Origin of the sequence: uncultured Sphingobacterium sp., from assembly GCF_964277905.1 — a bacterium.
In the GTDB taxonomy this organism is placed as follows: Bacteria; Bacteroidota; Bacteroidia; order Sphingobacteriales; family Sphingobacteriaceae; genus Sphingobacterium; species Sphingobacterium siyangense.
Window position 1 is genome coordinate 47,622 of the sequence record NZ_CAXYKD010000005.1, and the last position, 17,333, is coordinate 64,954.

A 17,333-nucleotide genomic window follows, 5' to 3' on the forward strand; every position below is an offset into this window, starting at 1 on the left:
ATTATTGAAATTTAGTATAAAGGATGTTTAATTTAATTTTCGGATCATTCTCATTATCTTTTGCCAATATTAACCTATTTCCAGTTGAAAACAAACCCGATGTCGGTAAAGATAGATATAATGAAGTATTATTGTATGCTGTTGTTTTAATTTTTGTTAAATATTCAATCAGATTGAATGTATATGTTCCATTCGAGCCAAAATCATTTCCACGCACTAATGTTGCTTGTTGTGTTGTTGTCGAATAAGGTGAAGTTACCAAACTAATCGGATTTCCATTATTACTTGCCACCATTAAGACCAAACTCTGAGGCTGATCAAAAATCGAGGAAGCTCCGTTAGGGACTTCAATGACAAGTTCAGCCTTATTAATCGCAATTGATGGATTGTTCACCAATTCTAATAACGTTGGAAACTCAATTTTTGCTACAACACCCGTTGAGCCTTCTAAGAATACATTTCCATCAGTTTGTTGACTCGCAATTTGAGGATTTTTTAAGCTCATTGGCGCAAACTTTGTTGCAGAGCGATCTGCTTCAATCTGATTGTACTGATAGGCCTTGTTATCAATGGAAAAATATTGCTTACCAACAGATTTCGTTCCTTCATTATTCAGGAATGAATAGTGAACTTGTAGAAATACAGTGTCTTTAAAACCGATCAAAGCCGTGTTGCCGTTGTCAGGAACAAGTGCCAACCCTTTGAAATACTCTTGGAAGCTTGTGCTGTTCTGAATCCGGTTGTCATTATTTTTGATCATCGTAAATAGCTCATTGCTAATGGTACTGTTGAATCTAAAGAATAATGAATCTGCTGATTGTATACGTGGTTTAAAGGAAAGTTCTGCCAATGGCGTATTTTCATAGGCAAACTTTTGCTTACTGAAGATTGCCGCTGAAGTGACAAAAACAGGACGTTCATCAACCGGTTTGGTTAAATCAATCTGTGTTTGCGTAATTTCTTCCGTTACACGGTGTACCGATATCTTTTGTACTTTCGTTGTATCACCGTAAGAATATTTGTTTGGTGTTAATACCAAAGTCACAGAATCCAAGGTAGCGTCATCTGGAATAGAAGCGTTACTTATTGTTCCTACTCCGAGGCGCATATAAGCGGTAGACTTCATACTGCCCGTAACAGCATTACTGTTCTTTCCAACGAGCATTGTTCCAGTAGAGGAAGTCGGAATATCGTCCAATTGATAAGTCGAAACTTTGGCGGAAACCGTATCAATTGGTACTAAACCGATTGTTTCATCTCTTGAACTATCCAATGAGAGCGAAATGTCTTTATTACAACCAACAAAAGCGGCCAATGTAAAAAGTGGAAGTAAAAGTTGAATACTACGTCTCTTAAAGTCTTTAATCATATTAATTTTTGAATAGTGCAAAAGTAATCAATGCGAACTGTTAATCAGTGTTATATTTTGTTAAATATGGTTAATTACCACAGCGATTGCAAATCTAGTAATTTAAATTTGTTTTAGTTATGGGTAGAAGATTTAAATTACTGATCAGTTTGATCGTTTTAATAGGGGCAGGAATTACTGTAGTACTGGGGATTTGGCTTTATGGAAGTTATACAAATCGTCGCGACCTGTTTCTTTCTACCGCTGAGCGTTCGCTCTTCAATGCGGTCCAGGAGGCATACCAAGCGCGCAATGGTGATCGGCAGTTAGATGGGCCGGAGGCTGATCGGAATCGCCTCCTGCAAGATGTAAAACGGGAGCTCTCGGCTTTAGTGCCCGCTGCTGAATTGGATAAGGCTTTACAACGTGTAAACACCGAACGACCTAAAAACGAGCGATTTGATCGCGAGAGCCACAACAGACGGGAGAAAATGTTTCCCAAAGACCGCGAAGGGCAAGGCGCAATTATCCCGCCCTTTCTGTTCCGGGACTTTGAGATGAACAAAGCCAATCTGGATTTAATCGAAAGAAAGTTTAAAGAATCCTTGAGCAATAAAAGCATATCAGTGCCATTTGAAATGGCTATTGTCACGATTCCACACGATCAAATCAAAGATGCGCGCCGCAAGTACCGCGAAGCAAATCTTGCTTGGACGAGACCCATGATGGTCAACCCATTAAAAAATGAATTTCTTGTGATCAAGTTTCAGGAGGATTGGAAGTATCTGCTGTATAGCTTAAGCTGGCAGCTGCTCATCTCACTGCTCTTGATTGGACTGCTGCTCGGGACGTTCTTCTATTTGATGAAAACCATTCTCAACCAAAATAAGATGGCCGAGCTGCGTAAGAACTTCGTTGATAACATGACACATGAACTCAAAACGCCGGTATCTACGGTTATGGCAGCCATAGAAGCGATACAGTTGTATGGTGTACAGGATGATAGGGAAAAGATGAATCGCTATCTGAATATCTCCAAAAAAGAACTGGAACATCTGTCCAATATGATTGAAAAAGTACTTCAAATGGATATCGATGCATCAAGGGGCATTGTTTTGCAACGTACTGACTTTGATCTTGTCGCCATGGTGAAGGGAGCCATTGAAGTTGCTCAGCTGAATAAAACTAAGCAAGTGGGCTTTAAGCTTATTGCTGTTCCAAGTGAAATACGGATCAATGGCGACGAAGCCCATTTAAAGAATGTGATCAATAATTTACTGGAAAACGCGATAAAATACGCTGGGCAGCAGGTTTATATTGAAGTGGAAGTAAAGGAAATGAAAGAAAATGTCCATATTCGTATTACAGATAATGGTAAGGGAATTCCTTCAGAATACCATAATCAGATTTTTGATATGTTCTTTCGGGTTCCTTCGGGTAATCTACACGATGTAAAGGGCTTTGGTTTGGGGCTTGCTTATGTCAAGCAGGTGGTAAAAAGGCACGATGGCAAGATTACCGTCGATAGTGAACTGGAAAAAGGAAGTACCTTTAATATCCGATTACCGTACGAATAAACAGCATTATTTATTTTTCTGAGCGGAAATAGGGATTTTTATAGCGCAGTAAATAGGCTGATTTATCCGAAAGATGTCTTTGAAACAAGGCCGAAATATATTTTGATTGAATGACAACCCTATGATTGAAATTTTATATGTAGAAGACGAGCCAAGTCTCGGAATGATCGTTGCCGATAGCCTGGAAGCTAATGGATTTCATGTTACCCATTGCAGTAATGGTCACGAAGCTTTGGAAGCATTTACCGCGGCTCGGCCAGATATTTTGGTCGTCGATGTCATGATGCCCGTCATGGATGGCTTTACATTGGCGACAAAAATACGCGAATCAGATACGCAGGTGCCCATTATCTTCTTGACAGCCAAAGTGCAGACAGAGGATGTTGTGAGGGGATTTCGTTTGGGCGGGGACGATTATGTCAAAAAGCCGTTTAAGATTGAAGAGCTCGTTGTGCGGATAGAATCCTTGTTGAAAAATAGTCCTAAGATGTTATTCGGCCAAAAGCTGATGATAGGAGACTATAGCCTCGATAGCTTAAAACATCAGTTGACTTATCAGGGTGAGGTACTTAAGCTGTCTTTCCGCGAAAGTGAACTGCTGCGGAAGCTGTATGAACAAAAAGATAAAGTCATACCGCGGGAGGATATCATGCGAGCCTATTGGAGCCATGATAAGTATTTCACGGGACGGAGTCTGGATGTGTTCATCAGCCGTATACGGAAATACCTCAGTCAGGATGATCGCATCAAGATTATCAATGTCAGAGGAGTGGGCTACATGCTTACCGTCGATTGAGAGGTGTTCCACGTGGATTGGCGATGATGGTGCATATTAACGACGGGTTTTCATTTCTCCTTTTCCGCCAAGCCCCCGGATATGGTAGGTAAAACTTAATATGGCATAGCGCGTTATAGCGTTGGATTGCGAAACTCGTACCCAAAGATCATTGACCTGCTGATTGATGTTTTTATTGTCATTAAATAGATCAAAAACCGTGAGATTGATTTCGGCATTCCTACGCTTGAACAATTTCTTGCCTATAGAGACATTCCATAACAAACTTGTTGTACTTGGTGAATTCAGAATGCTGCCATTGTAAAGGTAGTTGAATGTTGAATTGAGCGTCCATGTTTTTAACAAGGTCAATGCAATGGAATTGCCAATGGTATGTTTATAGACCGAATAATTCGATTTCTCGCTTGCGGAGTTCTTGGAGAAGGCGATGTTTCCATTGTAATCCAATCCGATGATGATATCCTTGCTGAATGCCGTGTTTACACCGCCCCGTTGACTTAGGCCGTAGGTTTGCGCATTGACTTTTTCCAGATTCAATAAGGTGTAATTCTGGTTGAAATAGAGGTTATTGTTTAGGTTGAAATTAAGTTTCAATGGTTCAAAGCGGTATCCAAGGCTATTTTGCCATTTGAGGTTATAGACACCATTGAAATTTTCAGGCCTGATGTATTGCCCACCTGGACCGAGTATAACATCCGCTGTGATCGTAAAGGCTGAATCTGTGGTGAAAATGGTATTGGAGATTTTATGCTCAATAAAATCTGCTGTAAAGTCGGAGGTAAAACTTCTGCCCGAACCTTTATTGATTGATCTAAATTGTACCACAAGGTTATGGTCATATTCTTGCTTTAGATCCGGATTCCCCGAGCTAATGCGTAGTGGATTTTGATTATCTATAAAATCCTGTAATTGTTCGATAGAAGGAGTGTTTGTCTTTGCATTATACCGAAACTCGACTCGTGTATCCTTATTGAAATTATACTGGAAGTTTAGATTGGGCAGCAGACTATTGAAGTGGCTTTTTGTGTTCAGTGTATTGGGAAATAATTTATCATTGACCTGTGAAGCCGTCTGATAATCTACGCCAATCTGAAATCTTATACTGTCTTTTTTGTTAAATAAGTAGGAGAGCCCACCGCTATGGTAAACAAAATCATTACGAAATTCATTGGAAAGACGGTTTTTTAATTCACCTAACTGGCCTGTTTCAGCCAGAAATTCATAGGTCTTGCGGTCCGAATAGCGTGCCGTATTCCGAAAAATATAATTCCCTTGCAGCCGTGAATACTTACCAAGCATCTCGGTATAAGCTATCTTTGAGCGAAAACCATTATTATCACCAATGGAGTAATTCCTGTTGTTGACGGTATCGACCCGGTTAAATAGACCATCTTTATAATAGGAATTCAGTGCGAAATTTTCAGCATGGCTCTTGTTGCTGCTAAATGAACCATTGAAATTAAAACTGATCGTGCGCCCCGGTTTGTTGAGCCTCCGCATGTAAGTGAGGTCTCCTCCCCAGTTGAAATTTTCTCCAAAGCTGTTGTTCCTACGATCAGAGCTATTAAGTATTTCTGTAAGATTTAATAGCGTATTGCCTGTAGAACTTGTATTCCTGTCATTACTCTGATAGGAAAAATTAGGTTGAAAGTCCAGTTTTTGAATAGAATCTATCTTCCAGTTTGCGCGGATAGAGAGAGCATGATTGTTGCTGTAGGTGCTGTTTAATTGATTCTGATTGTTGATTTGGTTGGCCCGGTTGCCTGCTGTATATTCTGTTTTACTTTGGCTGAGGATATTATTGTCCGTGTAGTTGTACGTGTAATTCGCATTGAAATCCATTCGGTCATCGAAAAAACGATCCAAATAGTTGAACCCGGCGTTGAAGCGTGTTGTCACTCCCTGTCCGGTACGTCCTCTTGTGTTTCCACGTGGAGCAAAGCCGTTGGGCTGATTGACATTGTTGGTATTGATGTCGATAGCATACTGACGTTTGGGATTCATTTTGGTCACCTGGGTATTTATAGCATATTTCTGGTCGGGACCTACTCCTCCAGAGAGCTTGCCAAAATATGATTTTCTTTTATCGGGCTTGGTGACGATATTGATCACTTTCATACGTTTTCCATCGTCAAAACCACTAAACTTGGCCTGCTCGGTTTTGTCATCGATAATTTGGATCTTAGCAATAACATCAGCCGGAAGGTTTTTTAAAGCAACCTTCGGATCGGTGCTAAAAAACTCCCTGCCGTCAATAATAATCTTATTGACAGGTTCTCCCTGTGCTTTTACATTGCCATCGTCATCAATTTCAACGCCGGGAATCTGTTTTACCAATTCGTCGGCATCTGCAAAATCCTGTGTGACATATTTCTTGGTGTCAAATTCAAGTGTATCCCCTTTAACCTGTATACTGCTCGAAGAAATGTTAATTTCATCCAGTACAATTTCGGCATTAGTGAGTTTAAACGTTAGATCGATTGTTTGGCCGATTAGTTTTACACGCCGAATATCCATGCTGTAGCCCATCGGCTGTGCACTGACTAGATAATCTCCATTGGGAAGTGTGCTGCTGCTGAACCTGCCCAAAATATCTGTAGGAACCTGTACTTTACTGGAATCTTTTACCGCGATAATGGTGATGCTTGCACCTCTGATAGGCTGCGAAGTCGTATTATCGAGCAACTTGCCCGTAATATATTGTTGGGCTTGCGCGTTTGTAACCAATAATAAGCAGATAAAAAAGATCAAAATGTTCCAAAGTTTGGTCTTCATCGGTCGAGGTACAAATGTGTTTTAATGTGCTGTTGACGGTTATATAATTTTATTTCCCAAAAATATGGCACTATTTGTTACGAATTATTATCATTTTAGTTACAATAACCCCAAGTGAATGGAAAGATTAGATATATTTGCAGTAGAATTGTAAAATCAACTGAACAAATCCGTATAACGATCTAGTGATATGCGGATATAGATAAAAAAAATAGAAGATGAAAGAAAGTGTTTTGAGTAGAAAAGAGCGTATTATGAAAGAAGCATTGTTGCTTTTTTCAGATCAAGGCTATACGAATACCTCTACCAAAACGATTGCCCAAAATGCAGGAGTCTCCGAAGCATTAATCTTTAAACATTTTGGGAATAAAGACGCTCTGTTGGTTTATCTGATTAAATCAGGTTATCGTAAGGTTCTTACGCATCACCGTGGTATGATGACTTATCGTGAACCGAAGGAATTTCTGCGCACGATGATAAACCTCCCAGGCAAGTTGGTCAGTGCAGAACCCATATTCTGGAGATTGCAGGAGCGTTTGTCTCATCATCCGTTTTCCAAACAGCAGCATGAACAATTTATGAAACCTGTTCAGCCTATTATTCATCGTGCTTTTAAAGAGCTGGGCTATGAGAGTCCTGAGTTTGAGACAGAATTTTTGCTGCTGATAATCGATACCCTATGGAAAAAAGAGGCCATTGGAGAACTCGAAAATACCATGGAGTTGACACTCTTTCTCGAGAAAAAGTATCATCTGATTTAGATTTTAAGGCAAGCTTTTAGCCTGTTTCCAAAATGTCGTTTCCGCACTTATGGTGTTGTTGTATTGTGCCAACAAATCTAATTCACTGTAATCGTTGGGAACAACAATGTCCGAGATGGCTACTATTCGCTATTTTACCGCCGCACAGAATGGCTTCATCGTGTTATTATTGCTTCCACCAATTAGCATGCGGTATGTTTCAGCTTTGTATGCTAATGAATTGCTGTTTTATGCATGTTTATATGAAATTGTTGCAAAAACAATTTCATATTGTCCAAAATAATAACGTTCTTAGTATTTCTATTTTAAATACATTATACAAACTAATTTATGTTCAAAAAACTCGGTCTGGGAATATTGGCATTAGTCGGTACAATTTCTTTTTTGAAAGCTCAGGACAAAAAAGATTTTGTGAAATACATCAACTCCCAGCATGAATGGGTAGATGCGGTATTCAATACCTTGACGCCAAAAGAAAAAGTCGCTCAGTTATTTTTGGTTAGAGCACACACCAATCTAGGGCAGAAGTATATTGACTCGGTAGCTCAGGTGATACAGGACGAACATTTGGGTGGTCTAGTTGTTTTTCAGGGCGGTCCCGTACGTCATGTCGATATGTTCAATCGCTATCAATCCCTGTCCAAAGTACCTTTGATGATGACTTTTGATGGCGAGTGGGGATTAGGTATGCGCATGCCGGATTCAACATTGTCGTTTCCTTATCAGATGACTTTAGGAGCTGTCCAAGATAATCAGTTGATCTATCGCATGGGACGTGAGGTTGCCTTAGATTTCCAACGTATAGGTATGCATTTCAATTTTGCACCCGATGTGGATATCAACAATAACCCTAAAAATCCGGTAATTGGTATCCGCTCCTTTGGTGATAATAAATATAATGTAACCCAGAAAGCAAAAGCGTATATGGACGGTATGGTGGATGGAGGTATATTAGCTTCCATTAAACACTTTCCGGGGCATGGAGATACAGATGTGGATTCTCATTATGATCTGCCACAACTTCCTTTTGACAAAAAACGCTTGGATACCCTGGAAATGTATCCGTTCAAAGAACTTATCAAAGCTGGAGCACCCGCTGTCATGGTGGCACACATGAACATCCCGAGTTTGGACGATACACCTAATATGCCATCTTCCATCTCTAAAAAGGTAGTTACGGATCTTTTACGCAACGAACTTGGCTTTAAAGGGCTAGCAGTCACCGATGCAATGGATATGAAAGGCGTAAAGAAGTTTTTCCCAAATGGAGAAGCCGACGTACAGGCGATTATCGCAGGACATGACTTACTTGAAGTATCGGAGAATAGCAAACGTGCGATCGATTTGATCCTAAAAGCCATTGAAGAGGGACGTATAGCACAGGCAGATATTGATGCGCGTGTTAAAAGAGTGCTGGCAGCCAAACTATGGCTTGGTTTAGATAAATATCAGGCGACAGCACAACAGAATCTATACAATGATTTACATCGTGCCTCAGCGGTTCAGCTCATTGACGAACTGTCAAATGCAGCGATCACAGCATTAAATTCTACCGAAAAAATAAAATCATTCAAAAAGGATTTACCTACCGCTATTATCAATATCGGAATTACGGCTAATCAGACTTTCCAGAATGAATTAGCGAGTGCGCTGACCAATGAAACACAGTATTTCATCACAGACAGCATGAGTAAGGATGATATCAAACGTATTACCAAAGAAATCAAGAAAAATAAACAATTTATTATCGCCGTGCATGACACGAGACTTCGTCCGCGTCCGACCATGGTATTGAATAAAGATGTTCAGGGCCTGATGAAGAAATTTGCGAAAAAATCGATCTTGACCTTATTTACCAATGCCTATGCTTTGGATGGTTTTGAAGCGACGAAAAAAGCAAAGACAATTTTGCTGGCTTATCAAAATGATGCCTTCATGCAGAAAGCAGCAGTAAAAACGATTTTGGGGCAAAATACGCCGAAAGGAAAACTTCCCGTTACGATCAACAAAAAATTTAAATACGGACAGGGGAAATAACGTATTATAAAATCACACAAACAGGATGCCTCTTCCGAAAATGGTCCCATTGCATTAGCAAAGCCATTTAGGAAGAGGCATTTTTTGTCAAATTCTAAATTTCTTCGTTAGCACTCCTGCTATCTGATGGCTTACTTTCATTTTTCATGCGATCAATAGCTGTAACGACATATTTGTACTGTTGATGCTGCTTGATATCGTCATCCGTATATTGAAGCTTATCGCCATCAAAGGTGATAAAGATGATTTTTCCAGGATCCTTAATGTTCACTTTTTCATCGAGGTTGAACCGATAGATCACATAGCCATAAGCAGACTCCCCATCAGTGGCCACATCTGGTTTTTGCCAAAATAAGGTGTTCATTTTACCATTGGCCGAATTTTTAACCAGAAGACCGAAAGGTGCATTGGGTGGGATGCTATCTAACCACGGCATTGTAGGGGGTAAAGCTGGCGTACGATACAGATCATTTCGCATGGAATCCTGCAGTCCAACAAGATTGTCCGTGAGTGATTTGGAACTGAAATAAATACTTCCCTCCACGTCGTGCTCCTCTCTTAAGTGGCGTACCTGTCTGGGAATTTGGCTGCGGTCTGTCCAGCCTATTTTATTTTCTGTAACACGATAAGCCCCATGCCCCACATAAAAGTGACGGCCATAGGTGTGTTTCTGCCACCAGTCAACTAAGATCTCATATGCTGCAGCGCGATTTTTGAAAGGAAAGTAGATCTGGGGATTGATGTAGTCTATCCAGCCTTCCTGCATCCATTTTACACCATCAGCATATAGTTCACGGTAAGCACTCAGACCACGGGTATCTGAGCCAGCAGTATTATTTTCTTTGTTGTCCCATACGCCACAGGGGCTAATGCCATATTTTACATAAGGTTTTATCTTTTTGATGGCAACACCAAGATCGTGTACCAGTACGTTGACATTGTTGCGTCGCCAGTCGTCAATTTTCTCTATCCCGTTGTTATATTGACCAAAGGTAATCTGATCCGGTACCGGTGTATTTCTGCTATCAGGATAGGGGTAAAAGTAATCATCGAAATGAATACCATCTACATCGTAGTTTTTGACGACATCCATAATCACATCAATGATATATTTACGAACTTCCGGAATACCTGGGTTGAAAAGCTTCTTGCCAGCATAGGTGAAGAACCATTCTGGGTGGCGCTTGGTAATATGGTCATCCGAAAAATGGGCCGGATTTAATGTTGTTGAAGCGCGATACGGATTGAACCAGGCATGTAGCTCCATCCCTCTTTTGTGAGCCTCGCTGATCGCAAATTCCAGGGGGTCATAAAATGGTGACGGCGGCAGGCCTTGTTTTCCGGTCAGGTATCTACTCCAGGGTTCTCTACCCTTTGCATAGAAAGCATCGGCAGCAGGACGCACCTGCAAAATAATCGCATTCAGCCCCGCGCTGCGGTGTTGGTCCAGTAAATCAGTAAACTCCTGTTTTTGCAGTGCGACATTATTGCCCGCTTTGACAGAGGGCCAGTCTATATTACCTATGGTTGCAACCCACACTCCACGAAACTCCCGCTTAGGTAGTTGTTGGGAATACGTTCTAATCGAAAATAAACAGATAACAATGGTAAAAAAAGAATATAAATATGTTTTTCCCGTCATGCTATAAATTATAGCCAACAAAGATAGGGAAGCATTTCTTACTTTTTCCCTAAAAAATGTAAGATGTTTGTTGGATACTTGTTAAAAGAACCTGAGCTTGGTTTTCAAATTGATAATAATGCAAATACAGGTAACATTGTACTTTATTTGTGCTAATTTAGATGCGGTTTTCACAAAAGCAATAGCTTGATCAGCTAACCGCAATAAAAAAGATTATGAGCAAAGAACAAATATCCGTTTTTGACATGTTTAAGATTGGTATCGGCCCCTCGAGTTCGCATACCTTAGGACCTTGGCGTGCAGCCCAGCAATTTACCGCTGTGCTCAAGTCAAAAGGCCTATTGCATGAAGTCGAACAAGTCAAAATTCTGCTATATGGTTCTTTGGCGAAAACCGGTGCCGGGCACGGTACTGATATTGCTGTTCTACTGGGGCTAAGTGGAGATGATCCGGTTACCTTTGATGTCAATAGAGTGACACCCAAAGTCGAACATATCAAGGCGGTCGGTGAACTGGAAGTCGCTGGCGAACGGACGATTCCTTTTTCCTACCAGGAAGACCTCCTGTTTCTATATGCCGAAAGCTTACCTTTTCATCCCAATGCCGTTACCTTTCAGGCCTTCCTATCCAATGGTAGGGCAATTACCGAAACTTATTATTCTATAGGTGGCGGTTTTGTGGTCCAGGAAAATGATACGGAAAGTGTCTTGTCTGAAGTAGATCTTCCATTCCCTGTGGATACTGCACACGAACTCTTGCATTGGACGATGAAAACGGGGCTGAAAATCTCTGAGCTGGTCCTTGAAAATGAATGTGCATGGCGTGAAGAAAGTGAAACCGTAGCAGGCGTATTGAATATTTATAATACAATACATGAATGTATCTACCGGGGCTGCCATACAGGCGGGACATTGCCGGGGGGGCTAAACGTTGAGCGAAGAGCAGCCAAGCTAAATAAGAAATTAATGCAGGGACGTACCTATCAAGATTACGAGTCCTGGGTAGCGGCCATTCGTGAGGGCGGCCAAAACTTTCAATATATTCTGGATTGGGTAAGTTGTTTTGCACTTGCCGTAAATGAAGAAAACGCCTCTTTCGGACGCGTGGTTACAGCGCCTACCAATGGAGCTTCGGGCGTTATCCCGGCTGTATTGCAATATTATATCACTTTCCATGACGGAATGCGTGAGAATAAAATTATCCAATTTATTCTTACAGCATCTGAAATCGGTTCGATCTTTAAGAAAAATGCAACGATCTCTGCTGCAATGGGTGGCTGTCAAGCGGAGATTGGCGTTTCATCAGCGATGGCTGCCGGAGCGCTGACAGAAGTGCTGGGTGGATCGCAGCGTCAGGTTCTGATGGCTGCCGAGATTGCGATGGAACATCATCTTGGATTAACATGTGATCCAATTGGTGGATTGGTTCAGATTCCATGTATTGAGCGTAATACTATGGGGGCCATTAAGGCAATTACTGCTGCGCAGTTAGCACTGCAATCGAATCCAGATAAAGCAAAAGTGAGCTTGGATACTGTGGTTAAGACCATGTGGGAGACTGCTTTGGATATGAATGCTAAATATAAAGAAACAGCAGATGGTGGACTTGCCGTCAATATTCCATTGAGTTTGCCAGAATGTTAATGACTGTCTGAGTTTTCTCGTTTTTCGTATCTTTGACGCGGTAAAATAGATATATTCTTATAAATAGCGTAAACGAATGAAATATTGTGCAATCGCCTCCGGAAGTAATGGAAACTGTTATTATGTGGCTAAAGATGATTCTGCTATTTTGATAGATGCCGGAATCAACAGCAAACATATACACCTTCGAATGTACAATCTGGGGCTTTTACCGACTCAGATCAAAGCAATTTTCATTACCCATGAACATTCTGATCATATCAGAGGCCTATCTGTATTTGCCAAAAAATATAATCTACCGGTTTATATCACCAAGGGGAGTTACGATGGTACCCGATTGCATCTTCCGTCCCATTTGGTCCATATAATCTCTCCGGAAGAAGTCGTTGAAATTGGAGGTCTCAAGGTGTATGGTATTCCCAAATATCACGATGCCAAAGAACCCTGTAGTTTCCTTGTTTCAGATGGAACATACAATATCGGGGTATTGACGGATATAGGACGGCCTTGTGAAAATGTACAGCATGTTATTCAGCATTCGGATGTATTGCTTCTGGAATCAAATTACGATGAGGAAATGTTGCGTACAGGACGCTATTCGTATTTTCTGAAAAACCGGATCAGCAGTGGTTGGGGACACCTTTCAAATCGTGTTGCCGTCGAACTGTTTAACGCTTATAAAACAGATCGCCTTAAACATCTTATCTTAACTCACCTCTCCGGTGAGAATAATACGGTCGATCTGGTGCAACAAACTTTCGAACCACACTGCGAACGTATCCAGCTTCATGTAGCGACACGTTACCAGGAAACAGAATTATTCGACCTGAAAGTTGTGCTAGAGAATCATGTAACAGCTTTTTCAGTTTCTTCTGCACTCTCTTCCTAGTTTAAAACGCTCTTTTTGTTCGTTGTATGTCTTCAACTAAAGCGTAAGAATACTGTAAAATAAAAAAATTAGTTGATTTAAAAAGATTTCCTGTTATATTTGCTTTGTTTTTAATCAGTCTAAATAACTCATTGTATGCTTATTTGGACAAAGAGAAACAAAAACACCATGTAATAGACGGCAATCTATCACATGGCGTAAATCTGCATACAGCGGCAACTGGATGTAGATGACTGAAACAGCATGCTGTTTCAGTTACTCCCGATATACGATATGGAAGAACTTGCAAGATAACGAATTTTATTGTCTTATTCGTTGTAGAGCTCGCTTAAACCAGCAAATTCTCCCATAATAAGTTGAAGAAAACTAAACATCAATCAACATATTATGAAAATTTTAATTTCATTTTTTACATTTCTTGCGGTATTACTGTGTAGTCATACCAGTCATGCACATGCCCTTTGGATTGAATCATCTTCTTATGGGACGTTAAACCAATCCCATGAGGTCAAAGTATATTACGGTGAGTTTGCAACGAATGAAAGAGATCAGGTCGACAAATGGTACTCCGACGTGAAGGACTTCTCATTAATGTTGCATGCCCCTGGAAAGGAGCCTGTCAAGCTTCAGTTGACGAATAAAGGCGATCACTTTAGCGGTTCATTTCAACCTACAACAGCAGGAACCTATTTCCTATCAATAGTTAAAGCAGCTAAAGATCTCGGCGGCAAAACGAAGTATGAATTTTCTTCCTTAGTACCTGTTGTCGTAGGAAAGTCTGCAACACTTGATTATAAGACCGTAAAAAGCCCATTGCAGATTGAGTTGCTTGGTGCGGCTAACGCAAAAAAAGGACAAAGCGTACAAGCAAAGATCACCAGCTTCGGCAAAGTTGTGCCTCAGGCCAAAGTTTCTGTTTTTTCGGCTACTGGTTGGGGAAAAGAGTTTGTTGCTGACGAGAATGGTATCCTGACATTTGATGCAATCTGGTCGGGCCCATACGTTTTGGAAGCAAGCACGTTTGCTGAGACAGCAGGTGAACATGAAGGAAAACCCTATGCTTCGGCATGGCAGGGAAGTACAACTTTTATTACCATCAAATAACTGCAGATTCAGCGCAGACAAAGTGATAAAGGGTTCATATGAAACAATGGAAACACCAATGGACCCTTGCAAAAAAATATCTAAAAGATATCTACTATAAAAAACATCTACCACACTACATTCATGAATAAAACTTTATCCTTTCTGGCTATTCCTATGATTAGTTCTGTTTTTTCTGTTGCACAGGCACAGACGAACAAAATAATTGAAGGAATTCTTATCAATGAAAAATCTGAACCGATCACAGGGGCAACAGTAAAATTAACTAATACGGGTGTGACCACCAGTACCGATAGTGAGGGGCATTTCGCTTTTCATAAGCTTTCATCCAAAACTTATCGTATCGAGATTAAAGCGATCGGTTACAGTAAGCATACGATGGAGGTGAACGTAAATGATGAGACGACAAACCTTGGCCCTATCATCTTGAAAGACCAATCGCAAGCCATCGACGAAGTTGCGGTTTATGGTAAATACTATGAGCATTATAAGTTTGACAGCATCTCCGGATCGTTACGTCTTAAAACACCAATCTTAGAGTTACCTCAAAATATACAGGTTATTTCTGCTGATTTAATGGCCGATCAGCAAGTTTTTGATATTGTGGATGGTATTACCCGTAATATTAGCGGGGCTACACGTCAAGGCCATTGGGACAACCAATATGCCAATATACGCATGCGTGGCTCTAAGATCCCAGCATTCCGTAACGGGATGAATATCGAAGCTTCTTGGGGACCTACAGCCGAAGATGCGAGTATGATCGAGCGGATCGAATTCGTAAAGGGGCCTGCTGGATTTATGTTAGCCAATGGCGAACCAGGAGGGTTCTATAATGTTGTGACTAAGAAACCGACAGGAAATACCAAAGGATCTGTGACGTTGAATACAGGTAGTTTTAGTACGTATCGTGCTGCTCTTGATTTAGATGGTAAATTGCGGAAAGATGGAAAGCTACTTTACCGTCTGAATGTAGCTGGTCAACAGAAGGATTTCTATACAAAATATAACTATAGTGACCGTATTGTGATTGCTCCTGTCGTGACTTACAAGATGGATTCATTAACTTCATTGACATTTGAATATACCTATCAAGGTTCTACCTACTTGTCAAATGGTAATTATGCATTTTCGCCAAAAGGTTTTGCCGATCCAGGTATTTCAAATGATTTTTTTGCAGGAGATCCTTCATTTGCGCCAAATAAAATCAAAGATCATAGTGCATACGTATATTTTGATCGAAAACTAAATTCCAAATGGAATTTCCATGGGCAGCTTGCTTATTTTAATTTTAAAATGATCGCTACCAGTTCGTGGGTGGGTGCGATGCGTGCCAACGGTGACATGTCTCGAACCTATAATATGGCTGATGAAGCAGGGGAAAACAAATTTGGCCAATTCTCGTTTACAGGAGAAGAATATACCGGTAGCGTTCGTCATCGTATCTTGGCTGGTGCTGACTTTGGTACTAAAAAATTCTGGGGTGATTTTTCGCCACTGGCAAAAGATACATTGGTCACAAAACCATTGAATGTCTATAATCCCGTTTATGGAATCGCGGAAGCGGCAATACCTAATCCTGACAGGTCCAAAAGTATTAAAGTAAGGGCAGGGGGACAAAATTATGTTAACTCGGTATCGTATTCGTCTTTGTATGTACATGATGAAATGGCATTTTTGGAAGAAAAACTACGTTTGTCTTTAGGATTGCGTTATACAATAGCCCAAACTGTAGGGAAAACGTCTGTAGCGGATCGGACGGATAAAGCATTTACACCACGTGTTGGATTAAGTTATTCCATAGACAAATCAACAAGTGTGTATGGATTATTTGATCAGTCTTTTGTTCCGCAGGCCGGTACCGATTGGGAAGGAAATGCTTTTAAGCCCGTCAGAGGTAATGATCTAGAGGCAGGTATTAAGAAAGAGTGGGGTAATGGAAAATGGATTTCTACGTTAAGTGCATACCAAATCAAACGTAAGAATGCTTTAACAGATGATCTTGACCATCCAATTGCAGGTGGTAATAGTTTCTTTAAAATCGCCCTAGGTGAAACGACAAGTAAGGGGATAGAGTTCGATATTACGGGTGAAATTGTCAAGGGATTAAATGTTAATGCCAACTATGCATTGACAGATTCCAAAATATCGAAAGATGGAAAAGAAGAAAATATCGGAAATATCACACCGAATACAGCGAAACATACTGCAAATGCTTGGTTAACCTACCGTTTGCAGCAAGGACCATTGAAAGGACTGGGGCTAACAGGTAGCGTTCAGGGAATGTTCGATCGTGCTATTGGTACGACAAAAGAAAGTAACTTTAAGAATTATATAAGAACGGATGGTGGAATCAGCTATCAAAGTGGGAAATATAGTATTTCTGTGATGGTAAATAACTTGTTAGATAACAGGAAGTTGCTGACCTCAGGTTCTACGACTGCAAAAAATGCGAGTGTTACAGAAAGTGTTAGTTATTACACCTATATCGTAGAAGCTAGACGTAATTTCCGTATGGGCGTTACCTATAAGTTTTAAATAAACGATCTCGATAAATTATAGAATCGATGTATAGTACATTACTAATCGTTATACTCTTTGGAGCATACCTTTTTTACAACACGAGCAAAAAGGTGAAATTTGGCCCTAGGCCACAATGGTTGGGAAAATTGTGCGCACAAACTAAGTTTGTGCGCACTTTGAGCATTTTGCTGCTGCTCTTTCCATTTAGCGCCGTTCTCTATATGCAAGGATTTGGCGC

11 protein-coding genes are annotated in these 17,333 nt (G+C 40.6%); 8 read left to right on the plus strand and 3 right to left on the minus strand.

Features of this window, described 5'->3' with window-relative positions:
- Position 1 precedes the first annotated feature (1 nt).
- Entirely contained in the window at positions 2–1,369 is a 1,368-nt protein-coding gene (locus ACHWSC_RS03755; protein WP_075994523.1) for a DUF4270 family protein, read from the minus strand.
- Positions 1,370–1,488: 119 nt separating this feature from the next.
- Here ACHWSC_RS03755 and ACHWSC_RS03760 point away from each other — a divergent pair, with 119 nt between their 5' ends.
- Complete coding sequence (locus ACHWSC_RS03760) at positions 1,489–2,925, plus strand: sensor histidine kinase (protein WP_394675823.1); 1,437 nt, start codon at positions 1,489–1,491, stop codon at positions 2,923–2,925.
- Between the two features lie 121 nt (positions 2,926–3,046).
- Positions 3,047–3,721 (plus strand): response regulator transcription factor, encoded by a 675-nt coding sequence (locus ACHWSC_RS03765; RefSeq protein WP_075994521.1) that lies wholly within the window; start codon positions 3,047–3,049, stop codon positions 3,719–3,721.
- A 36-nt stretch (positions 3,722–3,757) separates the two neighbouring features.
- Here ACHWSC_RS03765 and ACHWSC_RS03770 read toward each other — a convergent pair whose 3' ends face one another.
- Positions 3,758–6,496 carry an outer membrane beta-barrel protein gene (locus tag ACHWSC_RS03770; protein ID WP_394675824.1) on the minus strand — a complete coding sequence of 913 codons (2,739 nt, stop codon included), beginning with the start codon at positions 6,494–6,496 and terminating at the stop codon, positions 3,758–3,760.
- 218 nt (positions 6,497–6,714) lie between these two features.
- Between ACHWSC_RS03770 and ACHWSC_RS03775 the strand changes: the two genes are divergently transcribed.
- On the plus strand, positions 6,715–7,257 hold the full coding sequence (locus ACHWSC_RS03775) for a TetR/AcrR family transcriptional regulator (RefSeq protein ID WP_075994519.1): 543 nt from the start codon (positions 6,715–6,717) through the stop codon (positions 7,255–7,257).
- 330 nt (positions 7,258–7,587) lie between these two features.
- Entirely contained in the window at positions 7,588–9,294 is a 1,707-nt protein-coding gene (locus ACHWSC_RS03780; protein ID WP_201667062.1) for a glycoside hydrolase family 3 protein, read from the plus strand.
- Positions 9,295–9,388: 94 nt separating this feature from the next.
- Here ACHWSC_RS03780 and ACHWSC_RS03785 read toward each other — a convergent pair whose 3' ends face one another.
- A complete protein-coding gene (locus tag ACHWSC_RS03785) occupies positions 9,389–10,936 on the minus strand; it encodes a glycoside hydrolase family 10 protein (RefSeq protein ID WP_394675825.1) in 1,548 nt (515 codons plus the stop codon).
- A 215-nt stretch (positions 10,937–11,151) separates the two neighbouring features.
- Between ACHWSC_RS03785 and ACHWSC_RS03790 the strand changes: the two genes are divergently transcribed.
- From ACHWSC_RS03790 to ACHWSC_RS03805, 4 genes are all read left to right on the plus strand, one after another.
- Entirely contained in the window at positions 11,152–12,579 is a 1,428-nt protein-coding gene (locus ACHWSC_RS03790) for an L-serine ammonia-lyase (protein ID WP_394675826.1), read from the plus strand.
- 76 nt (positions 12,580–12,655) lie between these two features.
- A complete protein-coding gene (locus ACHWSC_RS03795; RefSeq protein ID WP_394675827.1) occupies positions 12,656–13,468 on the plus strand; it encodes an MBL fold metallo-hydrolase in 813 nt (270 codons plus the stop codon).
- Between the two features lie 387 nt (positions 13,469–13,855).
- Positions 13,856–14,572 carry a DUF4198 domain-containing protein gene (locus ACHWSC_RS03800; protein WP_394675828.1) on the plus strand — a complete coding sequence of 239 codons (717 nt, stop codon included), beginning with the start codon at positions 13,856–13,858 and terminating at the stop codon, positions 14,570–14,572.
- Between the two features lie 123 nt (positions 14,573–14,695).
- Positions 14,696–17,110: a TonB-dependent siderophore receptor gene (locus ACHWSC_RS03805; RefSeq protein WP_394675829.1), complete on the plus strand. Its 2,415-nt coding sequence runs from the start codon at positions 14,696–14,698 to the stop codon at positions 17,108–17,110.
- The last annotated feature ends 223 nt before the right edge of the window (positions 17,111–17,333 follow it).